Origin of the sequence: Mucilaginibacter sp. dw_454 (assembly GCF_018449775.1) — a bacterium.
Lineage (GTDB): Bacteria > Bacteroidota > Bacteroidia > Sphingobacteriales > Sphingobacteriaceae > Mucilaginibacter.
Genome location: NZ_JAAVVB010000004.1, coordinates 175,199 through 199,739, shown reverse-complemented (window position 1 = coordinate 199,739; position 24,541 = coordinate 175,199). Strand labels below are relative to the sequence as shown.

Here is a 24,541-nt window from a genome sequence, read left to right as displayed (position 1 = left end):
AACTCCCTGGAAAATGATTTGTAAATGCGCTGGTTATTTAATAATAACTACAAAGCCCGAAAATGGAGGTTTTAATATTTTGGTATCTACTATGTAATAATAGGTGCCAAATGGCAGGGGTTTGCCATTAAATGTGCCATCCCACGGGGTGCCGTAACCTACGCTGTGAAATACCTTTTGGCCGTTACGGTCAAATACATCTACGGTAGCATTGGCATAAGCAGTAAGGCCCGGAATAACCCAATAATCATTTACGCCATCATTATTGGGGGTGAAAGTGTTAGTTATAACAATCTTCGGCGCTATTTTAATCTTTACCGAATCTGTCGCTATACAACCCAACGCATCGGTAATTGTCAATTTGTAAACCCGGTCTACATTGCCGGTAATAACTGGATTTTTAACGTTTACATCATTAATATCAACATTTGGCGACCATTGATAGGTTACCGCCGGATTGCTCACCGTGGGTGTAAGCGTGGTGGTATTACCTTTTAATACAAATTTATCAGGCCCGGCATCAACGGTTGGCGGCGGGGCAAGGGTGACGGTCATGTCATCAGCCGGCATATAACATGGGTCGGCGGTATTACTGGTTAGCGTAAATTTAATGGATGATAATTTTTGATCGGCAGCGCTTAAAATATAGGTTGGGCTGGTAGTACCTGTTTGTATAGCCGATGGGGGATTAAACGTACCTGTGCCGCTACTTGTCCAGGTGCCATTGTAAGGCGCCAGCATTTTGGCGTTAAAAGTGATAACAGGGTTTTGTGAGCATATGGTCTGATCCGGCCCCGCATCTGCCGCAGGCGATTGCTTAAATGTGATGGTCATATCATCGGTAGATATAGTACAATCATCATTGCTGGTTGATGCCAGGGTAAGTTTAACAGAACCTGTTGCAAAATCTTGCGCCGAGGGCAGATACTGTCCGGGCAAAGTTGTAGCCGATGGCGAAAATGTGCCGGTGCCAGATGTGGTCCAAACGCCGGTAGTGGTGCCACCGCTAACGTTTCCGGCAAGTTGCACGGCCGGCACACCCGGGCAAGACACAGTATCCGGCCCTGCATTGGCTACCGGAAGTGCATCAACCAAAACTGTTGTTGGGGTAGCATTGCTTGTGCAGGAATTTGCCAGTATAGATAAGGTATAAACCCCCTGATTTGCCGCGGTAACATTGGTAATAACCGGGTTTTGCTGGTTAGATGTAAAGCCATTTGGCCCCGCCCACACATACGTAGCGCCCGGGAACACGGTAGGCGTGGTCAGCTTAATAGTACTGCCCGTACAAACCGGCGAATTACTGCTAACAATAGGGGTAGGCGGTTGCGGGTTAACGGTAACCGTATAAGTAAATGTACCAATCATACATCCGTTAGTGACCGTTATAGTATAGGGTACCGATATAGCCGCAGCGGTGGTATTGACCAACGCCTCGTTTATTATGCCGGATGTGTTGTTGGTAACCGCGGCATTGCCCGCCACCGCAGGCCGGCTCCAGCTATAAGTAGCTGTAGATAACTGCGATGTGATGACATAACTTTGCGGAACACCGCTACAAATGGTACCCGTTGCCGGGCTGGATATTACAACGGAAGGATTAACGGTAAGTGTATATATAAACGTTGAACCGCTGCAACCGTTAGCGCTATAGTTAAAAATATAGTTCACATCAACAGGTACGTTGGTAGTGTTAATTAAAGCTTCATATATGGTATTGCTGGCTTGTGAGGCGATGCCGGCATTACTAATGCCGGGCTGCACTGCCCTGCTCCAGCTGGCAGATGTACCTGCCGTGTTAAATTGTATAGTGTAATTAGGGCTGGTGCCGCTACAAACAACACCGCTGTTTGCGCTGGTAACAACCGGCGTTGGGTAAACCGTTACCACATAATTAAACGGAACGCCGTCGCAGCCATTTGAGTTTGGTGTGATAACGTAGGTGACATTAACGCTTGATGCGGTGGTATTGATCAAAGTTTCTGATAAAGTGGTAACCGGCTGATTAGCCACCGCAGCGTTGCTGATACCGGTTACCGCGGCCCGGCTGAAAGTAAATGTAGTGCCGGTAATATTTGCAGTAGGTAAGTAGTTAAGCGCATTGCCGCTACACACAGTGCCTGTAGTGGCGCTGGTTACACTTGGCAAAGGGTTTACTACTACGTCTACCTGGGTGCGTGTAGTGCTGGTACAAGTTGCAGATGTTGTTTGCACATAGTACGAGGTATTTGCGGTGAGAGGTAAAGGGCTGGTATAAGTATCGCCGGTAAATAATAAGTTTCCGCCCGTAGGCTTATCATACCAATCATAAGTGCCACCCGGCCCGGTGGCCGTTACCGTAGCTTGTGTGCCGTAACAAATAGGAGCCACCGGGGCAACGGTCGGTGCAGCGGGGATTGGGTTAACTGTCACTGTCACCGCTGTACGGTCGCTGGCAACGCCGCCAACCGTGGTTTGCACGTAATAAATGGTCGTGGCTGTTAAGGCCCTCACATTAAGCGTAGTATTGCTACCTAACGGCGTACCGCCGACCGCCGCATTATACCATTTATAGTTACCGGCATAAGGCGGGTTCACCGATAAAACGGTTGAACTGCCTGAGCAGATAGGTAATACGGGAGCGACAATTGGTGCTGCCGGTTTGGGCGCGAATGTTATAGTGACAGTTTTAAACTGCGATCCGCATGCGGTACCTGGATTGTCTGACGTTAGGGTTAACACAGCGGTAGTTTCGCCGGGACCGCCGGTATAAGTTGCGTTTAAATCTGTATAGCTTGAAAAATTGCCCGTGCCGCCAGACCAGGTGCCGGTACTTACCGCCCCGGTTATGGTACCGGCTAATTGAGCCGGTGTGCCTATGGCGACGGTTTGATTGGAGCCTGCACTAACTATAACACCTTCATCAATAGTTATATTGGTTGATACAGAAACCGGTGCACAACCACCGCTATTAATAGTATTGGTTACCAGATAAGGGCCTGGTGTGCTATTTTTTATATCGATAACGCCGCTCTGCGCGTTAACAAAAACCAACCCGGCCGACGAGCTAAATATACCTGCACTGCCGGTTGCTGTAAAAACAGGCGCGGGGTTGGCTCCGTTTTGACAAAAATCTGGCGCGCTATAGCTAAACCCGGCATCGGGGGTAACTACAATTGCAATTCTTTGGGTGGATATGGCACAACCGTTGGTGTAAGTGATGGTATAATGCCTAACGGTGCTGGCTGTAAGATCGATTTCGCCGGTGCCGGCATTGATAACTAAACCCGCCGGAGCAGCACTAAATGTACCGCCCGGCATAGTGATCGTAGGAACCGGATTGGTGCCCGATTTACAATACGTACCCGACGAATAACTAAATTGATTACCGCCTGGAATAACATTAACGGTTACAGGCGTAAGCGTACTTGCGCAGGTTCCGTTATCGCTTCCTACATAGTAGGTTTTAGTGGAGCCTAAGGCTGGTGTGGTAAAGGTAGATGTGTTTGAAGCTAACGGGGTACCGCCGCTTGCCGCGCTGTACCAATTGATAGTGCCGGTGCCGCTGGCAGTCAAGGTTGCTGTTGTGCCTGCGCAAATTGGTGTAGTGCCTGAAACTGTCGGCGCGGCAGGCAATGGATTAACCGTTACAATTACCGGTGTACGCGGGCTTATACAGCCGTTAGCGATGGTTTGCACATAATAGGTGGTAGTTGTTGTTAATGCGGGCGTATTAAAGGTAGCTGTTGTAGCCACTGCTATGCCGCCCGTAGCTGCCTTATACCACTCAAATGAACTGCCGGTACCCGTTGCCGTAAGCGATGTTGATGAGCCTGAGCATACCGGGATGCCTGTTGCTGTCGGTGCGGCAGGGATAGGATTTACAATTACTTTAACCGCTATTCGCGGGCTGGTGCAATTGCCTACTGTGGTTTCTACGTAATAGGTTTGACTGGCCGTAAGGGCCGGCGTGGTGTAGGTGTCGCCGGTAAAGAGTGGGGTAACCGCTGTTGCGCCTGCATACCAGGAATAAGTGCCACCCGGGCCCAATGCCGTTAGCATCGCGACAGAGCCTGAACAAATAGTTTGATCTGACACTGTTGGCGCTGTGGGGGTTGGGTTTACAATTACGTGTACCACAGTGCGCGCACTGGTGCAGGTTCCGCTAACAGATTCGACATAAAAATCGGTATTAACGTTCAGCACAGGGGTAACATAGGTGTTGGTGCTACTTAAAACTGCTGTACTGGTTGGCGTAGCGTACCAATTGTATGAACCGCCAGGCGCCGTGGCTGTTAATGTAGCTACGTTGCCCGAGCAGATAGTTACATCGGCAACTGTTGGTGTAGCCGGTAAAGGGTTTATGGTAATATTTACCGCTGTACGACTACTTACGGAGCCATCTGTCGCGGTAAGCTCTACATAATAAGTTGTGTTTGCCGTTAGCGGCGGTGTTGTATAGTCAGGACTCGATATGATAGACGTGCCGCCGGTTGGTGTAGTGTACCAATTAAAAATGGCGCCCGCCGGCCCCGAGGCATGCAGCGCAGCACCGGTACCATAACAGGTACTGGTGTTAGACGCCGTTGGGGCAGGTGCAGTTTGGCCATATAGCCGGATAGTAATCGCCAGAAATAAGAGAACCAGTATTTTAAATTTCATTATGCCAACAGCTTAACCATAGGAGGATTATCTGCAAAGCGAATACCGGCCCGTTGCGTATTAATTAATACAGTTAATAATGCCTTAATTTGCTAACTGATAATCATTTATATTATAAAAGCGCATAAAGATACTGCTAAAAAGTAAATTATTTGCCACCGGCTTACAAACGTAAGTTGATAGTTTTAATTATAATTTTACTTGCAAAGTTAAGTAGTAGCCCCTGGCATCGGCAGGTATAATGCCCGGGCCAGGGTAACTTTCTGCGCGGCGGGTAAAATAGCTTGCATTTGCCAGGTTGTTGCATGAGCCTGATACCGAAAAAGTTTTATTAATTCGATAACTGGCAGAGAGATCCATTACCGTATAAGCCGGGATCTCTCCTATAATAGCATCTGCTGAAGCCGGGGCGTTAGTGGCATCAGTAAATTGCTGGCTCGTGTAAGACAGTTGGTAGCTGATGGAAAATTTAGGCTGGCGATACGTTAAGCCGGTTTTTAAAACCACATCGGGTGCAAACTCCACTTTTTTGCCTGCGAAAGCAGTTTCCTGGATATTGCCGGTATATTTTGCATCAATAAAAGCCAGGTTGCTGAATAGCGACAATTTGGTATCAGACACCGCGCCGGTTATAAAATGTAATAGCTCCAACTCTGCAAACGATTCGATGCCTAAGTTTCTTGAAGCGCCAATGTTGGTGCGGTATCTGAAATCGTTAAAGCTCGAATCGGCTTTTTCTACACTGCCTATGCGGTTATTGTAATGGATCATAAATACACTTAAGTCGTAATCCAGCACACCATCAATATTTCCTCTGATACCCGCATCTGCCGAATAACCGGTTTCGTCTTTAAGATTAGGATCTACCCGTAAGCCTTTTATACTTGAGTTAAGGTCATTAAAATTGATGGCCCGGTAATTTTGTGAAATGTTGGCGTAAAACTGCAGCGCCTGGCTTTGGTAATAACCCAAACCTAATCCGCCTATAACAAAGTGGCGGGTACTGTTGCGATGATCGGTACTATCCACTAATCCGATGACATTATGCGCCAAATCTGTATTAGCCTGGGTGTATGATCCGTTGGCTTTGGTTACAATGTCCTCAAATCTCACCCCGGGAATGATACTCAGCTTTGGCGTCAAACGGAAAATGTTCTCGGCAAAGAAAGCCAGGTTGTAGTTAGGGAACAGGTAGTGCGAGTAATAATTGTTTTGATAATTAAACGTCGGGTTATAATTAAACGTCGCGGCACTGCCGTTGTCGCCATAGCCTTGCTGGCGGTCGGTATGGCCGCTGTAAAACCTCATCCCCACCAATAAATTTTGCTGCTCATTACCCAGTTTGTAGTTGTATAGCAAACGGCTTTCGTTGCCATAGTTATGATAAGTATCCATATATAAATTACGTGGATCAGTACCATTGTCAGACCGGTTAGCATAATCTATTTTGCCTACTGCGTCGCGCCCTGCATATAAACCAAAAAAGCGCGAATTAAACTTCAGGTTGTCGCTTATCTTATAATCAACTATGGCTGCGCCCAGGTTCCAGTTTACTTTAAACCAGTTGCGCGCACGGGTAGACTGACCAGGGTCTGTATAAAATTCATCATCAGTTAAGCCGCCCGATTGCTGTGCCAAATAACCCATGTAAGTGTATTGCAGCGTAACAGAAAATTTATCGCTCACTTTATAAGTTAATGAAGTATAGGCTGTGTTATCGTTAAAATGGCCATTTGGTCGCCAGCCATCACCTTGCTTGTGCTGGTAATAGCCATAATACTGCAATTTGCCGCTGGTGCCGCCAATGCTGGTAGCGGTGTTAAAGAAGTTCCATGAGCCTGCAGTTTCGTTAGCGGTTAGCTCGAAAGGTTTATCGGTAGTGCCTTCTTTTAGTTTGAAGTTGATGATGCCGCCAAATTGGGTGCCATATTGTAAAGACGATGCGCCACGTAAAATTTCTATACGGTCGGTCATTTCAGCAGGAGGGGTGTAATAGCTTTCCGGATAACCCAATGCGTCGGCACTAATGTCATAACCGTTTTGGCGGGTGTTAAAATTGGTTACCCGGTTAGGATTCAATCCACGCCCGCCTATACCCAATTGTATACCGGCACCGCCGTCGCTTTCCCAGATGTTTAGTCCGGCTACTTTCGAGTAGATCTGGCGGGTATTATTGGTGGCTTTATTGGCCGTGATATCGTCCAAAATAATCACCTCGCTTTTTTTGCCGGCGTTAATAGTGGTACCCTCAACCGCTTTCATGCGGGTAATGCCAAAACTGTTTTGTTTTGCGGCTTTAACGTCCACATTTTTCAACTGCTGAATATCTGCAACCAGCACAATATTTACACTGATATTTTTCTCCAGCCTGATTTCATGACTTGCCGATTTATAACCTACAGCGCTAATTACCAGGTTGTATTTACCTGTAGAAGCTTGCAGGCTAAAATCGCCAGTAGTGTCAGCATGAGCGCCATAGTTTGTGCCTTTCAAAGTAACGCTCGCATTGGCTACGACTTCGCCCGAGGCATTTTTTACGCTACCGCTAATGGAATAGGTTTGTGCCGACGTATGTAACGCGATTGAAATCAGGAAAAAAGATATAAGCAGGTATTTCATGTTTTTTATTTGCTGTTAAATGGACGGATCCATTTTTTATGACCGAAACCTTCTTGCTGGGTAGCCAGATTTACGGTACTGTCTATGTATAATTTACTGCCGCTGCCGTTTAAAGTCACATAACTATCGGCGGTGACAATTGGGTTTTTGATGCCTTTCTTTTCATACTCGGCCGCCAGGAAATGAGCAAACTGCAAAATCATATCCGGCTGGGTAGACATTTGCGTTTCCTGGAAATTGTTTAAATATTGTGCGTTGATGATCTCTGATCTTCGGCCCGTAGCCGGATCTTTTACGTGAAAAAATATGGTGCCTCCCTTTTCCATCAGCATTACCCGCCACGAAAAGCGATAGCCCTCTTCTGTCCAATATAACTTACCGGGATAAAGCAAAAACCTAAATGGTAAGATGGTTTGGATGATGAAATGGATCACCAATACCGTATAAATAAATCGGGATTGAAAAGCAGGCAGGCGGTAATCTTTAGCTGCAACGTAATGCCCGGCCTTTGGCAAAAGCATTTTCAGGAAGTTAATGAGCTTGATATGCGTCTTCTCTGAAAAGAAAATAATGGTGACAAAGATCATGATGTATGGGAACATGCCGATCTTAAATAACAGCCCGGTAGCCAAATGGAAAACTACCACTAAAGCATAACCTAACTTACGATAGCGTTTACTCAGTAATAAAAAGCCAATAAAAATATCAAACATCGCCCCAAACCAACTGAAAGCATAAGCCACCCAGGTTTGCGCCAGTAAGCCGCCAATAATAGGTAATGAGCTACTGGCCGGCAGCCAGATTCTTAAGGGCATGGCTGCTATCATCCAGTCGTAATTTAATTTAGATAGGCCGGCAAAGAAATAAACCATCAGCAATTGAAGCTTGAAAATATTGATGGTCCAGGCCGGTACGCGCGAAATGGTTTTGTTGGGCGATATTAAAACATCGACAGAAAAATAACGATGCGCAGGTACCCAGATCATTAAAAAGGCCATTACACTAATAAAGTAGTAATGGTTCAGATAAGTTGTTTTGTCAAGCAGCTCTACATAGGTAAAGCACAAAAAGAAAGCGGTAATGGCAAAGCGGTAGCATAAGCCGATGGTTACCATAATGGCTGTTGCAACCAGCAGCCCGAACAGCAGATACATACCAACGCCCGGTGGTACTTTTACCCAATCGAACCCGTAAAATGTAAAGTGAAAAGTTGGTTTGATATAAAAGGATTCTATCCATCCTTTTAAAATAAAACGGATAGTGCTAACAAGCATAATGCTCCCGAATGCTATTCTTAATACAGCAAGGGGAGCAATATGCACCGGTGCTTTTACCCACCGGTTAAAGTATGCGCTGGCAGAGTTGGACATGAATTAGTCGCCGTCGTTATCACCGAAGGTTATCAAAATGCCTAAGCTTGAGGTCATATCGGTTTTTAGCAATACCGTTAGTTTCTGCAACTCGGTATAGGTTGCGGTTACTGCAGCTTGATTGCTGATAATATTTGCCGACAATGGGTCCGTTAGCCCGTTAAGTTTAGCAAGCGAGGTAGCAAATTGTGCCGTAATAGCATCATTTAAGCTGCCGCCATTATATTGTGCTTTAACGAACACCAAATAATCATCTAAACCCTGGCCGCTGGCACCCATATACAGGTTTTGTACAGCTTGCAGGTGCAATTTAGCTAAAGCTAATGATATTTTTGAATAATAAGCCTGAACCTTAGCAGGTAAGGCTTGACCACTGGTTTGCACGCCGGCTGGTACCCCTATTTCATAATTTTTAAGATTTTCGTAATCATAGATCAACTGATTTACTAACAGGCTGGTAGAGCTGCCTGCATCAGTACCGGTATTGCTTGCAAAGGTGGTTTTGTATGAGGCAGTCCATTGGTTAAGCACAGTCGTGGCATTGGTTTTAACCTCGGTAGTTAAAGTAGCCAGGTATGTTTTACGATGCGCGGCCTGGCTATCTGTAGTGTATTGAGCCAGGATAGCGGTATTGTCGGCGCCTGTGCCAAAAAGCAAATAATCTAAAGCCGGTAAACCTTTTGCAGGCAGGTTAGATAATAAAGCCGGATTATAAGTTCCCGAGGTTATGTTGGCATTAATAACATCGACAGAAGCGGGGAAGGTGTTGGTGTTAACCTGCAACTGTATAGCTGCTGCCGGGCCAAACTCGTACATCGAAACTGATTGCCACGCTTTATACGTTGCAATAAACGCATTTTGAGCGGCTGTTAAGTTAATAGCATTCGGGGTTGTATTAAAAGTTGTTACCGCTGCATCAAGGGTAACGGCGTCGGCCTGGTAAGCAGTGTAGCCGGGTAAAATAATGTTGGTGCTGATGTTGGTCAGCATGGCCCCGCGATCAAAAGACGAACCGTTATTTTTATCGGGCGTACTGTTGCCCGACTTTGAGCAGGATTGAATTAACGTAAATGTTGAGGCGGCTATTAAAACCAGGAATGCAATTTTTTTCATAGTGTTGTTATTTACAGTAAAACCATCCGTACGTTTTAGGTGCGGATGGTCTCGTTTTTATGATATGTTTTGACGTCGACTTATAATATGTCCTTCACGTCGTTAAATCCGTATTGGTTAGCTACCGCATCGCGGATAGCATTCACCTGGTCAAGCGTCAGGTCCCAGAATGTTTTAGCAGGGAACAAGGCTAACAAGGCATTGTATTGTGCGTCAGTGATTACACGTTTCGGGTTGTATTTTAATGAATAAACAAATCCATACATTTCAGACATACGGCTGTTTCTTACTACCGGGTCGCTGATAGCTGCTTTAGTTTCCTGAACTTCTTGTAAAGCTGCAGCACCGGTTAGTCTTTCCATGGTAGTGATGATGATCTTAGCCTGCGCAACGAAAGTTGCATTGTCTTTTGCGCTGATAGCTGCACGACCTTTAAGGAAAGCATCCATTAAGATTTGATTGGCATGATAACCTGCATCAACCTGGGTGCTGTAGCTGCCCCAAAGTTTTGCGCCGGTTTTGTTGGTAGGGAAATCTATAGGCACGCCCCAGTAACCGAAAGCCATATCCCAGGCATGTTCCATAGCAGTTTCGCCGTTTACAACGGTTTTGTTGTCTATAGTTTGATTAGCTATTGCATCCATGGTGGTAACAATCTGGTAAGTAACCAAACCGCCCATCAGGCCTTTATTAAATACTTGTGCGTAGTTAAGGCCAAGGCTGGTTTCGGCATATATGGTAGCAGCATTTGCGTTACTTACACCTACACCTGCAACACCGCGGCTTGCGGCGGTTGGGTAAGCATTGCTTGCTTTAGCCAGGCTATCAATAAAATTATTAACATCAGCTTTAAAACCCGAAGAAAATTGATCTGCTAACTGAATGTTTGATGTATTATAAGCTGCAGTAGCAAATGGCGCGCCGGTATTAGTTAACATGGCTTTTGCTTTAGTAGCATCAAAAGTGCCGGTAAGGGCATTTTTCATCAGGTTTGAAATTTCGGTATACATGCCCAGGCGGGTAGTTGCGTCGGCAAAGTTTGCATTACTGAAGTTATAGGTGGTAGGTACAGAATAGGTTGGCGGATCAACAATCGGCGAAGGCGTACTGTTTTTTGAGCAGCTTGCCATTAACATTGATGCCGTAATTACTATGCATGCAATTGATAGATATTTTTTCATGTTGTATTAAGATTTTATTTACATCGCAAAAGTACAGGGCCGCCCCATGGCAGGCAATACCCCCAAAGAGGTAATTTATAATAAGTCTAAATAAACCTACTTTTTCAGTAACTGGGCAAGTTCGGCGGTGTTTTTAAAGCTAAAGCCCAGTTTTTTAATGATATTTTTACGATGCGTTTTAATGGTATGTATGCTTAAAAATAGCTTATCGGCAATTTCTTTATTGGTTAACCCCTCGGCTATTAAGTGAATTAACTCGGTTTCGCGAGGTGATAATTGTGGCAGGGATTCCTCTTTTTCGGGGATAAGCGTATTGCCAAACAAGGCTTCGAATGTCTTCTTACAAAAAAACTGCTCGCCTTTAGCGGTAGAATAAACGGCGTTGATCAGTTCTTCGCGGCTGCACTCTTTAACAACATAGTTTTTAATACCCAGGTCTATGATCTCTTGTATACGCTCGCGGCTTTGCCGGTTTGACAATATCAGGATACGCACCGTTTTGTGCTTAGCCAAGATTGTCTTTATATCATCAGCCGTAAAACGCTGGCTGTAGTTGGGGTCCAGAATAATGACCCTGGGTTTGCGGCTGGTGATTAATTGTTCAAGCTCAATCATATAGCCGGCATACCCAACAACATTCATATCAACGATACCGGCCAGGGTGGTTTTCAAACCCTCGCGCGTTAAATTCTGGTTATCGGCTAATAAAATATCTATCAACTTATTTAGTCTTAATCTAAACAAAGGTGCGAAAATATCCAGTATCGCAAAAATATTTTGTAAGCGACTAATAATCATGGACCATATTATGGGACATTTTTGAAAAAGGTTTACCGGCGTATTTGAATTTGTTGTATATCTCTTTGTACTTTTACGAGAATGCCGCGTTTAGCCATTATCACCACACATCCTATCCAATACTACGCGCCGGTTTTTAAGCTGCTGCATGAACGTGGCCATGTGGAGATCAAAGTTTTTTATACCTGGGGTGAAGGCGCACAAAATAATTTCGACCCCGGATTTGGGAAGCAGATTAAATGGGATTTGCCCTTGCTTGACGGATATCCTTACGAATGGGTTCGAAATGTGGCTAATGATCCGGGATCGCATCATTTTGGCGGTATTGTAAATCCATATCTCAATCAGCAAATAGTCGATTGGCACGCCGATGCAGTATTGGTTATAGGTTGGGCGTATATTGGGCACTTATTAGCAATCAGATATTTTAAAGGAAAGATCCCTGTTTTTTTTCGGGGCGATTCTACATTGCTCGATGAACAGACAGGGTTCAAATCGAGCTTAAAAAAGTTATTTTTACGCTGGGTGTACCGGCACATTGATTATGCATTTTATACAGGTACCAACAATAAAGCATACTTTAAAAAATATGGACTGAGCGATGAGCGGTTAATATTTGCACCACATGCAGTAGACAATGACCGTTTTAAGTTAGATAGGACCGAAGAGGCGTTGGCTTTAAGGGATAAATTAAAAGTGGCGCCAAATGATATACTGCTAACATTTGCCGGTAAGTTTGAAAAGAAAAAAAATCCCATCATGTTAGTAAATGCGTTTCGGCAGCTAGAAGGGGCGAATACACATTTACTGCTTGTAGGTAACGGGGTTCTTGAAACAGAACTTAAGCAAATGGCCAAGGCTAATAAAAACATCCATTTTATGGATTTTCAGAACCAATTGGCTATGCCGGTAATTTATCAATCGGCAGATCTTTTTTGCCTGCCTTCTTCGGGTCCGGGTGAGAGTTGGGGGCTGGCTGTTAATGAGGCTATGGCGGCTGGTAGAGCTGTGCTGGTATCAGACAAGGTTGGCTGTGCAATAGACCTGGTTAATGATGCGGCAAATGGTGAGATTTTTAAAAATGAGGATGAAGCAGCGCTCACTAAAGCCTTGCAACGTTTAACGGCTGATAAAGAAAAATTAAAACAAATGGGTGAGCACTCTTCACAACTAATAGCCAGGTGGAACTTCGAGGCTATTGCGCTTGCCCTGGAAAATAAAGTATTGGAGAAATAAGGTAAATGAAGCGGAACTTTGTTGTTGAAAAATTTATTTTGCTTTACCTGCCCTGGCTTATTGCCACTATTTTTCAGCATGATTTGGTTTTTTCCTACCTCGCAGCCTGGTTGGGTTCTTTCTTTATTTTCTTCATGACCTTAACCGGGCAAATAGTGCCACTGCCTGATGACCGTAGCTTTGCCAATCAAATAATGCGGCCTATAGTCCTGGTGCAAATCATCTTTGCAGGTTATATGTGCTGTACGTCGATATTTTATTTTATGTCGCTTTTTGGCTATAATAATTTCCAGGCGGTTCCTTATTATTTAGTCGATGAGCATAAACTGCAGTTAACAGCGCAGTGCCAAAGATATTATTGCCTGGGTCATGCCGCTGTAGTTACCGGTATGTTGGCTTTTATGCGATACCCCAAACCCAAATATAAAATTGAAACGGCGAAATTAACCAGCCTGCTATTTTATACAACTATCCTTTCGTTCCCTTTAGCTATTTTTTTCCTTGAATTTCCGGGTTTGGGCCAGTTTTCTACTCAATTTAGCTCGCTTAGTTTTATGTCGTCTGCACTGGGGTTAGCATTTGTTATACCGCAAAAAAAGGCATTTAATATTGCGGTATGTTTTTTCTTTTATTCGCTCAATTTCTATATCGCGCTAACGTCGGGTTTTAAAGAACCTATTATATTGAGTATCCTGGTGCTCGGCCTTTTTTTATATCCTGTATATAAAAAAATAGTGCTTATAGTTTTTGTGCCGATGTTATTGTTGCTTTTTTTGGTGTTGCCCACCTATGTAAACGTTATCAGGCAGAATAGCTGGTCGGGCGAGGAGGATACGGATGTTGCAGCCTCTGAAGCCCTGGACGTGGCTATTGACAGAGGAGCGACAGCCGATGAGACCACCTGGCAATTCTTAACGAACCGGCTAAGTGAAATAGATATGTTTACGCTCTTTATAGAGAGTACGCCAGATAAAGTTGACTATTATCATTTTCAGTTACTGGAGCAATCTGCAATTGCCCTGATACCAAGGATTTTTTGGCCGGGAAAAGCCAGTACCGAGCAAGTAGTAATGCAACGTGTTTATGATGCTGGTGTAATTAATCAGTACTCTAAAGTTTCGGCAAAACCGGCTTTTGTTGTCGATGCTTATTTATCGTGGGGTGGGTGGGGGGTATTTATATTTCTTTTTTTATACGGAGCTGCTGCACAAATTATTTCGCGAAAAGCCGAGTCGCTTTTTGGGGGATATATTTTAGGCACCGCACTAGTGTTTTCCGGGCTGTTTCAAATATTTTGGCGCGGATTAAGTTTTGAATTTTTGGCAAATAACATTTTTTGGGGCTATATAAGCATGCTTGTATTAGCTGGGATTTTAAGACGAATGAATATTTTGCAGCCTGCCTGATTAATATAGACCAGAAACGTGGGTGCTTTTATCTTACAATACACCCTGTCAACCACTCTGCAAGTTTTCTGTTACACTACATTTTATTAAGCATATCATCATCACCTTTGTAATAATTGTGTTAGCTAATCATGTCTGCAACAAAAATTAAATACTTACTATTTTTAGCACTGGTTATGCTGGTTGCTAAACCTTTTGTAGGTTTTACTTTACGATATGAGCAGTATTTTAGAGCCAGCCATAGTGGTACACCAAGTATCCTGGTTAAATCATTCACCAAACGCAAACAAGAATTTTCTGAAGATAGTGAGCATAACCCGGTTAACATCAGCAAAAAACTGGCCGACCCGGCATTGCCTGTTATTGCCTTGCTGGCCCTTGCGCTTAACGTATTTTTACCACGCCTTTTCAAATCTGTAAAAGCAACTACCCATAGCGCTTTAGCTGCTATAATATACAGTCTGTATCCGCCGCAACCGCTTTACCTGCTTGGCGGCAAGCTCACCATTTAAACTTCCCGCATCTTTTTAAATCTGCATAGCTGCCAGAACGGTTTTGCTATGCCCTGTCATTTCATTTTTAAATTTTAAGCTATTAAATAATGCACTATTTAAAGTATAAGTGCATGGCGATATTATGTTTTTGTATGATATCTGCCTATGCACAGCAATCGCCTCCCCTGGGTTTAAAGGCCTTGCTAACTACGGTCGGCCAAAAAGCGCCCGCGCTTTTAACAGACTCGGCTGCTATCAGCACTAAACTGGCGCAGGCCAATGAGGTACGCAGCAACTGGCTGCCAAATCTTAAATTAAACTACCAGGCCGATGTCGGCACAAATAATAATACTGCCGGGCCTTATTTTGGTTTCGGCGTAGTTCCATCAAATACAAGCGGTGTGCGCAATCAAAGCAACACCAGCGCTGCCCTGGTAAACCTGGGTGTAGCCGCACTGGATTGGGAGGCTTACAATTTTGGCGCTTATGCTGCCCAGAATAAGGTGGCCGGATCTGACGTAATGATAGAGCAAAATCAATTTCAAAGTTCAAAATATCAACTGCAGACTTATGCCATTGACGGATACCTGCAACTAATGCGTTTGCAGGATTATCTGACCATACAATCGCGCAACATACAGCGTAATGAGCAGATCAGGAAATCAATACAATCATTAGCCGAAAGCGGCGTACGCCCCGGTGTAGATACCAGCATTGCCGAAGCCGAGCTATCAAAGGCCCGTTTAAATTATATCGAACTGGATAATCAATATAAACAGGTACAATTGCAGCTATCAGCAATCAGCGGTTTACCGTATCAAACCATCATTCCGGACACCTTGGCCGGGGATAGGTTGATTGACGAAGCCGGCGCGCCACTTACCATCAATGCCGATACTGCTAATCACCCTTACCTCAACTACTATAAATCAGTAGTACAAAACAGCCAACAACGCGAGGACCTGGTGCGCAAGCAATATAACCCTAAAATATTGGTAGAGGCAGCAGCCTGGGGCCGCGGCTCGAGTATAGAAAATGATCAGTTTGGCGCCTTATCAAACGGTTGGGGTTTTGACCGTAATAACTACCTGGTAGGGGTAGGGATATCCTACAATCTGTTCGACCTGCGCCGCAGGCAACTGAAACTACGCACTCAAAAAACAGCTACAGATTATGCCCGGAAAAAACTCGATGAGCAGCGCTCTCTATTAACGTTAAGTATTAACCAGGCCGATGTCGAGCTGAGTACCGCCCGTCAGCGTTTGCAGGAAATTCCTCACCAGCTTAAAGCGGCTACGGCCGGATATCGCCAAAAACTATCGCTTTATAAAAGTGGCTTAACCGATATCATTGAACTAAACGCAGCGCTAAATATTTTGTACCGGGCAGAGACTGATTACGCACAGGCTAAATATGCTTACACCAATGCGCTGTTCCAAAAAGCTATCACCGGTAATCAGTTACCGTCAGTTTTAAACCTTTTAAATTAATCTAAAATGTCAATGGTCACATCTGCACTTAAAAGGCCCATCACCACAATTGTGATTACGATGAGTTTGCTGATATTTTCAGTGCTTAGTGCAATAAAAATACCGATAGATATATTCCCGCAGCTTAATCTGCCCACCATATATGTTATCGAATCGTACGGCGGTATGTCAGCGCAGCAAATGGAGGGCTTTTTCTCCACCCGGTTTCAGGATCAATTTCTGTACATCAACGGTATAAAAAGTATCACCAGTAAAAACATACAAGGCTTAACCTTAATTAAGCTATCCTTCTATGAAAGTACCAACATGGCCGAAGCTTCGGCACAGGTTGCTTTGCAGGTAAATCGCGCTTCAAGCTTCTTTCCACCGGGTGCATTGCCGCCGCAGGTGGTGCGTTTTGATGCTTCTTCATTGCCGGTTGGTCAATTGGTATTCTCAAGCCCAACCCGTTCTTTGAAAGATATTTATGACATGGCAGCCACCAAAATCCGCCCCATGTTTGCAACAGTGCCCGGTTTGTCACCATCGCCTCCATTTGGCGCAAACGCACGTTCCATTACGGTTAACCTTGATCCGGATAAATTACGCAGTTATGATCTCACCCCAGATCAGGTTGTTGACGCGCTGGCCAAGTTTAACGTAACCTCGCCATCTGGTAACCTCAGGCTCAACAACACGATGTTTCTGACGACGATGAATACGCTCGTCAAGCGGTCGGACGAATTTGGCGATATCCCCGTAAAAACTAAAAATGGCGTACCTGTTTTTATTAAAGACGTTGCCCGCGTTGCAGATGCAGCCGACGTTACGGTCGACTACGCCCTGGTGAACGGTAAACGTTCAGTTTATATCCCCATAGTTAAAACCGCCGATGCTTCTACCTGGACAGTGGTTAACGATTTGAAAAGCAAACTGCCCGAAATGCAGAGCCTGTTGCCCGACGATGTAAAGCTGAGTTATGAATTTGACCAGTCTGTGTTTGTGGTAAACGCCGTGAAAAGCTTAATGACTGAAGGCGGCTTGGGTGCCATATTGACCGGTTTAATGGTGCTGCTCTTTCTGCGCGACTGGCGCAGTAGTTTGGTAGTGGTAATCACCATTCCCGTTTCCATTTTAATCGGGGTGTTTTTGCTGGGGATGTTTGGGCAAACCATTAATATCATGACCCTAAGCGGGTTGGCTTTGGCAATAGGCATCCTGGTTGATCAGGCTACGGTGACGATTGAAAATATACACCAGCATCTGGAAATGGGCAAACCCAAACGGCAGGCTATTTATGATGCTTGCGAGGAAATTGCCTTCCCGCTATTATTGATCTTACTGTGCATCCTGGCGGTGTTCGCACCGTCGTTCATGATGTCGGGTGTGCCAAAAGCTATGTTTTTGCCACTGTCGTTGTCTATCGGTTTAACCATGATTGTGTCTTATGTGCTGGCACAAACCGTGGTGCCTATCTTAAGTAACTGGTTAATCAAGGCCGAGCAATACCAGCACTATCATCATGAAGGTGTACATGCCCATGCCGGCGAGGCTTTGGATGAAGCCGAAAAGGATCAGGTGAAAACTCATCTTCAAAAAGAAAACACGGAGCCTGAAAAAAACGACTTCTTTGAACGGGTGAAGCTTTGGCTCATTGAGCTGTTGAATAAGTGTATGCCGCGCAAAAAAGGCATCATACTGGTTTACCTGGTTAGCGTAATTGCACTGGCGGGTTTATGCTTTGTTTTTATTGGTAAGGATATGATGCCCAAGCTCAATAACGGTCAGTTCCAGATCCGTATTAAAGAACCTGATGGCACCCGCTTGGAGCGCACGGAAGATGCTTTTAAACAGGTATTGCAGGTTATTAATCAAACGGTTAGTAATCATGTTCAAATTACTTCCGGCTATGTGGGTTTGGTGCCTACTGCCTACGGTACCAGTAACTTGTACGTATTTAATACCGGCACGCAGGAAGCTGTATTGCAGGTAAACCTTGACGAGAAATACAAGGTAAATATGGATGATCTGAAAGATGCTTTGCGTAAAAATATCCATTACAAACTGCCCGAGTTAACTATTTCTTTTGAACCGATAGATTTAACCGAAAAGATCATGAGCCAGGGAGCGTCGTCGCCTATCGAGGTGCAGGTGGCGGGCAAGGACATGCAGCAGATTGAAACCTATGCCGATAAGGTAGTTGGCAAATTAAAAGGCATCAACTACCTGCGGGATGTACAGATTGCCCAGCCCCTTAAATTCCCGGTGATTAACATTACACTTGATCGTTTAAAGGCGGCGCAATTGGGGCTTAATATTAAAGACATTGCCCGGTCTGTTACCGCCAGTACATCGTCAAGTCGCTTTACTGATAAAAACCTTTGGTTGGATGAAAAAGGCGCTTATACTTACCAGGTGCAGGTACAGATTCCCGAATACGTGATGAATACGATGGATGAATTGAAAGAGATTCCGCTGGTTCAGGGGCAGAGCACACCGGTGTTAAGCGACATTGCGACTTTTAATACGAGTTATGTTCCCGGAGAATACGACCGCTCAGGCCCGCGTCGTTTTGTAACCATCAGCGCTAATATTTATAAAAAAGATCTGGGCACAGCTACTGCCGATGTGCAAAAAGCCATCAACTCATTAGGTGCGCCGCCAAAGGGTTTAGTGGCCTCGCTTAATGGTATGTCAAACCTGCTGACTGAAACATTGAGTAGCTTACAGAATGGATTAACATTGGCTATCCTGGTGATATTCCTGCTCCTGGCGGCTAACTACCAATCGTTCAAATTATCCTTAACGGTGCTGTCTACCGTGCCTGCGGTAATTTTAGGATCATTGCTAATGTTGCTGATCACGGGTTCTACACTCAACCTGCAGTCTTATATGGGTATGATCATGTCCACAGGGGTATCTGTTGCTAATGCGATTTTGATTGTAACCAATGGCGAGAAGCTCCGGTTAGATTACAGAGATGCTACGCGGGCCGCTATCACCAGCGCAGCTATCCGCTTGCGCCCAATCCTGATGACAAGTTTTGCCATGATTGCCGGGATGATTCCTATGGCGTCTGGAATGGGTGAAGCCGGAGAGCAATCGGCACCGTTAGGCCGCGCGGTGATTGGCGGTTTGTTTGCCTCAACTTTGGCAGCATTGTTTATTCTGCCTATGGTTTTCGCCTGGATCCAGGGAAAAACAACCTACGAATCATCATCATTAATGCCCGAAGACGATACTACATCCCTTAACCCCTCAACTATATAAAGACATGAAAAGTAAATTGATCATATTAGGTACGCTAAGCTGTTTTCTGGCAGCTTGCGGCGGCAATAAGCCGGTAGACCTAACCGAAACTAAATCAGCCAGCCCCAAAAAGGCGGATATCGGTATAATTACAGAAAAAGCACTCTCCAGTTATGCCCGTTTACCGGGGCTACTGGTACCTTTTAACTCGGTGAACCTGTTCCCGAAAGCTAACGGCTTTGTGAAGCAAATTTTTGTTGACCGCGGCTCGGTAGTTAAAAAAGGGCAATTGTTACTGGTGTTAGAAGCACCCGAAATGGAGTCGCAGTTACAAGCGGCTAATTCACGGTATTTGCAGGCACAAGAAACGGCCACAGCCAGTAAAGAAAAATATGCCCGTTTAAAAGAAGCCGCTGCCGAGCCGGGATCTGTATCTCCTTTAGATCTGGATAACGCGTCGGCAAAAATGCGTGCGGATGATGCCTTAACGCAAGCAGAAAAATCCAATGTGCAATCGGTAAGAACCCTGCAAGGCTACCTGCGTGTGTATGCGCCGTTTGATGGCACCATCACCGAGCGTAATGTTTCGCCAGGTGCTTTGGTTGCGCCCGGTAAAGCTACAGACCAGCCTATGCTGGTACTGCAAGATGCACACAAAATGCGTTTAGAAGTGGCAATTCCAGAGGATTATGTCGATAACGTCGACCTTACACAAAATGTCGTATTTACTTTTAATGCGATGCCTGGAGTTGAGCATAGCGCCAGGATCAGCCGATCGGCCAATAGTTTAAGCAGCATGCGTTCAGAAACTATTGAGATTGATGTAGACAGCAAAAACGATTTGAAACCGGGCATGTATGCCGAGGTTAAAATACCCATGCGATCGGGGGCAAAATCGTTACTGGTACCTAATAATGCCATAGTGCGCTCAACCGAACGCCATTATGTTGTTACAGCAAATAATGGCAAAGCTAAACTCGTGGATGTCAAAGAAGGTATGGCCGGTAAAGATTCGACAGCAGTGTTCGGCAATTTATCGCCGGGCGATAAAATACTCAACAATGCCAATGATGAGGTGAAGGATGGGGACACCGTCCGCTAATTGTAAGCCGCTTAGTTAATGCTAAGCGGCTTTTTACATCACCTCAAATTGATAATCGATGCTATCATTTTGAAAATATTATGATGTTGATAATGTCTGCCAAAAAAACAATTATACTCTAAAACAGCTATTTAAACATTTAATATAAAATAGGCATATCTTTAGTTAACAGCTTTATATGGAAACTAAAAACACCTCATCGGCAAACGTTCTGATTATAGATGATGAACAAGGTTTGGCCGGATTGATATCGCGCATATTGGAATTAGAGGGCTTTCACCTGTTTAAATGTTATACGGCTAAAGAAGGCTTAAAAACATTGATGCTGGAAGATATCCATGTGGTGATAAGCGACGTGAAACTACCGGATATTAACGGCATAGAACTGGTTAAACTCATTAAAGAAAAGAAACCCTATGTTGAGATCATCAGCCTTACGGCGCACGGTACCATTGCAGATGGTGTGCAGGCTATTAAAAATGGTGGTTTTGACTACATTACCAAAGGCGACGACAACGATAAGATCATTCCGCTGGTTTATAAGGCTGCCGAGAAGGCGCTTTTACAATTACGGGTGTTTAACCTGGAAACACGCATTACCGGCAAATATAACTTCGACAACATCTTAGGGAAATCAAAACCAATCAGAGAAGCTATTGATTCTGCCAGGAAGGTTGCACCTACTGATACCACTGTTTTGCTGCTTGGCGAAACCGGAACAGGCAAAGAGGTATTTGCCGAAGCTATCCATTATGAAAGTAAACGTCGGCTGCAACCTTTTGTGGCTATTAATTGCAGCAGCTTTTCGCCAGAATTATTGGAAAGCGAACTGTTTGGCTACAAAGCGGGTGCATTTACCGGGGCGGTGAAAGATAAAAAAGGCCTTTTTGAGGAAGCCAACACAGGCACCATATTTTTAGATGAGATAGGCGAGATGAGCCTCGAACTTCAGGCCAAATTGTTGCGCGTGTTGGAAAGCCATACCTTTATTAAAATAGGCGATACACAAACCACTAAAGTAGATATCCGCATACTGGCGGCAACTAACCGCGATTTACAAAAAGAAGCAGAAAACGGCCATTTCAGGCTTGATCTGTTTTACCGTTTATCTGTTTTTACCGTCAATCTACCCTCGTTAAATGAACGCAAGGCCGATATAGAGATTATTGCCAGGCATTATCTTAAACAGTTTGCGGGTAAAGTGAACGCGCGCATAGAGCGCATGAGCGACGAGTTTATCCATGTGCTGACCCAACATCAATGGAAAGGTAATGTGCGCGAATTAAAAAATGTTATTGAACGGGTTGTAATTCTTGCAGAAAAAGATACCATCGGCGTGGAATTGCTACCCATAGAATTTAGAACTACCCATGTAGAGGCTGATGCGCTTGATCTTGAATCGATAGAAAAACAACACATCTATAAGGTATTGAGCTACGCGCACGGCAATAAAACCGAGGCTGCCCGCTTATTGAACATCGGTTTAACTACCCTTTACCGAAAACTAGATCAATATACCATCGCTTAGCACCTAACGTCATTAGGTTTATGGCATCAAAAAATAAAATTTGTCGACCGAGGTACGAGGAAGAAATCTATACAAGACAGGTCGACAACATTTCTGTGTATAGATCTCTCAAATCGTTCTAGATGACAAATTACTTAATTTATACCATTGCTTAATACCCTACTTATTTGGTAAAAGAACCCTTCCATTTTGGTAGGGTTTTTTGTTTTTCAACCATTGGTAGTCGTATGTATAATGATAAGTTGCTGAAAATAAGTAATTTAGTTAAACGGGTAAAATGCTGGCATTTGTTTGGCATATTCCCTTTTCGATAAAATAGTGATCTGAGATATAGATATGCAGATCAAAGTTTTTTAAGTGATCGTTGACATTTAATAAACTAAACGATTTTCAAAGATTTATGCACTACATAATTCAAAACAACAAATAAATAATATGAACACAATAATTCTTTTCCTGGCCATCATGCTTAGCTGGTGGTTTACTTTCAAATCAATCGACTGGTTCGAAAAAATCTAGAAACTATGTTAGCATTATTCATCATCTCAATTGCGGTTTTCATATACATGATATATGTACTGCTTAAACCCGAAAACTTTTAATCAAACACACAATGAACACAGAATTATTTGGAATCATTGCAACCTTCGTCATCACGCTTTTAATTGCTGTCCCTCTGGGTAAGTACCTGGCTAAAATGTTTGCCGGCGAAAAGGTTTGGACTGATTTTTTGAAACCTCTTGAACGGGGGATCTTCAAGTTGTCTGGCATTAACCCCGATGCCCCGATGAACTGGAAACAGTTTTTAAAGGCCATGATGACCATCAACTTGTTTTGGTTGGCGTACGGCTTTTTTGTATTGATATACCAGGATAAATTACCGTTAAATCCGGACGGAAACCCGGGTATGACCGCCGACCTTGCTTTTAACACCATTATCAGCTTCGTTGCTAACTGTAACTTGCAGGATTATTCAGGCGAGACAGGTGCCACTTACTTGATACAGCATTTTATTTTCATGTTTTTACACTTTGCAAGTGCAGCAACGGGCATAGCCTGTGGTGTTGCGGTGTTTAAAGCATTTAGGGATAAAACCACTACAGATCTGGGGAATTTCTGGAATTATTTTGTAAAAACAATTACCCGTTTATTACTACCAATAGCTATGGTGATAGCGTTGATACTAACCTTTAACGGCACAACTTCAAGCTACGCAGGTAAAGATCAGTTTATGTCGTTGCAAGGCGATACGGTGCATATGTCACGCGGCCCGGCAGCGCCAATGGTAGCCATAAAACACTTGGGCACTAATGGTGGTGGCTGGTTTGGCGCTAACTCTGCGCATCCGCTGGAAAACCCTAACTATATGACAAACATGACCGAAATTATAGCGCAGTTTATTATTCCTGTGGCTATGATATTGGCTTTCGGCTATTACATCCGCCGAAAAAAATTGGGCTGGATAATTTTTGGGGTAATGATGCTGGGCGTGATGATGTTGATGATCCCTTCGATAACCAGCGAACTGGGCGGTAATCCGCTGATCGCAAAAATGGGCGTTACCCAACATACCGGTGCCATGGAAGGCAAAGAAGTGCGGTTTGGCCCGGCTGCTACGGCTTACTGGAGTACCCTAACCACCGTTACCTCTACCGGCTCTGTAAATGGTATGCACGACAGTTTTATGCCGCTTACCGGCTTATGGCAAATATTAGCCATGATGATAAACGGCTTCTTCGGTGGTTGTGGTGTAGGTTTGCTTAACTACTTTATCTACCTCATTATAGCCGTGTTTATTTCGGGTTTAATGGTTGGCCGTACGCCTGAGTTTTTAGGTCATAAGGTTGAGGCCCGCGAAGTTAAGATCGCAGCTTTAATTACACTGCTCAGTCCTTTCCTCATCATGGCAGGTACCGCTGTATCGACCTGGGTATTAACTGCTCATCCTAATATCAACTGGGCCGTTAAACCTTCCACCTGGCTCAATAATCCCGGCTTCCATGGGTTTTCTGAAATGTTGTACCAATACACCTCATCCAATGCCAATAACGGCTCGGGATTTGAAGGTCTGGGCGACAACAATATCTTCTGGAACGTATCGGCCGGGCTGGTTATATTTTTTGGCAGGTTCTTACCAATCATCGGCCCTGTAGCCATAGCAGGTTTGCTTGCGCAAAAGAAATACGTTCCCGAATCGGCAGGTACTTTAAAAGTAGATACCGTAACCTTCGGTTTAATGACGTTTGCCGTGATCTTAGTTTTAAACGCGTTGTCTTATTTCCCGGCATTGGCTCTTGGTCCGATAGCTGAATATTTTTCAATGCTTAAATAATTG

The 24,541-nt window shown here is 44.4% G+C and carries 14 protein-coding genes; 8 read left to right on the top strand and 6 right to left on the bottom strand.

Features of this window, described 5'->3' with window-relative positions; all coding sequences use genetic code 11:
* Positions 1-33: 33 nt before the first annotated feature.
* From HB679_RS14235 to HB679_RS14210, 6 genes are all read right to left on the bottom strand, one after another.
* Positions 34-4,641 carry a PKD-like domain-containing protein gene (locus HB679_RS14235; protein ID WP_214072670.1) on the bottom strand — a complete coding sequence of 1,536 codons (4,608 nt, stop codon included), beginning with the start codon at positions 4,639-4,641 and terminating at the stop codon, positions 34-36.
* A 189-nt stretch (positions 4,642-4,830) separates the two neighbouring features.
* Positions 4,831-7,260 (bottom strand): TonB-dependent receptor, encoded by a 2,430-nt coding sequence (locus tag HB679_RS14230; RefSeq protein WP_214072669.1) that lies wholly within the window; start codon positions 7,258-7,260, stop codon positions 4,831-4,833.
* Positions 7,261-7,265: 5 nt separating this feature from the next.
* Positions 7,266-8,630 (bottom strand): HTTM domain-containing protein, encoded by a 1,365-nt coding sequence (locus HB679_RS14225; protein ID WP_214072668.1) that lies wholly within the window; start codon positions 8,628-8,630, stop codon positions 7,266-7,268.
* Between the two features lie 3 nt (positions 8,631-8,633).
* Positions 8,634-9,743, bottom strand: coding sequence for an imelysin family protein (locus HB679_RS14220; protein ID WP_214072667.1), 1,110 nt, complete (start codon positions 9,741-9,743; stop codon positions 8,634-8,636).
* Between the two features lie 80 nt (positions 9,744-9,823).
* Positions 9,824-10,924: a DUF4856 domain-containing protein gene (locus HB679_RS14215; RefSeq protein ID WP_214072666.1), complete on the bottom strand. Its 1,101-nt coding sequence runs from the start codon at positions 10,922-10,924 to the stop codon at positions 9,824-9,826.
* 96 nt (positions 10,925-11,020) lie between these two features.
* On the bottom strand, positions 11,021-11,722 hold the full coding sequence (locus tag HB679_RS14210) for a response regulator transcription factor (protein WP_214072665.1): 702 nt from the start codon (positions 11,720-11,722) through the stop codon (positions 11,021-11,023).
* Between the two features lie 81 nt (positions 11,723-11,803).
* On the opposite strand from HB679_RS14210, the gene HB679_RS14205 reads away from it, so the two are divergent.
* From HB679_RS14205 to kdpA, 8 genes are all read left to right on the top strand, one after another.
* Positions 11,804-12,958 carry a glycosyltransferase family 4 protein gene (locus HB679_RS14205; protein ID WP_214072664.1) on the top strand — a complete coding sequence of 385 codons (1,155 nt, stop codon included), beginning with the start codon at positions 11,804-11,806 and terminating at the stop codon, positions 12,956-12,958.
* Between the two features lie 5 nt (positions 12,959-12,963).
* Positions 12,964-14,364, top strand: a complete 1,401-nt coding sequence (locus HB679_RS14200) for a hypothetical protein (protein WP_214072663.1) — start codon at positions 12,964-12,966, stop codon at positions 14,362-14,364.
* Between the two features lie 131 nt (positions 14,365-14,495).
* Entirely contained in the window at positions 14,496-14,876 is a 381-nt protein-coding gene (locus HB679_RS14195; protein ID WP_214072662.1) for a hypothetical protein, read from the top strand.
* Between the two features lie 113 nt (positions 14,877-14,989).
* A complete protein-coding gene (locus tag HB679_RS14190) occupies positions 14,990-16,348 on the top strand; it encodes a TolC family protein (protein WP_255547615.1) in 1,359 nt (452 codons plus the stop codon).
* Positions 16,349-16,354: 6 nt separating this feature from the next.
* Positions 16,355-19,597 carry an efflux RND transporter permease subunit gene (locus HB679_RS14185; protein WP_214072661.1) on the top strand — a complete coding sequence of 1,081 codons (3,243 nt, stop codon included), beginning with the start codon at positions 16,355-16,357 and terminating at the stop codon, positions 19,595-19,597.
* Between the two features lie 4 nt (positions 19,598-19,601).
* The gene (locus tag HB679_RS14180) at positions 19,602-20,678 is read left to right on the top strand and encodes an efflux RND transporter periplasmic adaptor subunit (protein WP_214072660.1); all 1,077 of its coding nucleotides are present in this window, start codon (positions 19,602-19,604) and stop codon (positions 20,676-20,678) included.
* A gap of 178 nt (positions 20,679-20,856) precedes the next feature.
* A complete protein-coding gene (locus tag HB679_RS14175; RefSeq protein WP_214072659.1) occupies positions 20,857-22,206 on the top strand; it encodes a sigma-54 dependent transcriptional regulator in 1,350 nt (449 codons plus the stop codon).
* Between the two features lie 613 nt (positions 22,207-22,819).
* A complete protein-coding gene (kdpA, locus tag HB679_RS14165) occupies positions 22,820-24,538 on the top strand; it encodes a potassium-transporting ATPase subunit KdpA (RefSeq protein WP_214072657.1) in 1,719 nt (572 codons plus the stop codon).
* Positions 24,539-24,541: the final 3 nt, after the last annotated feature.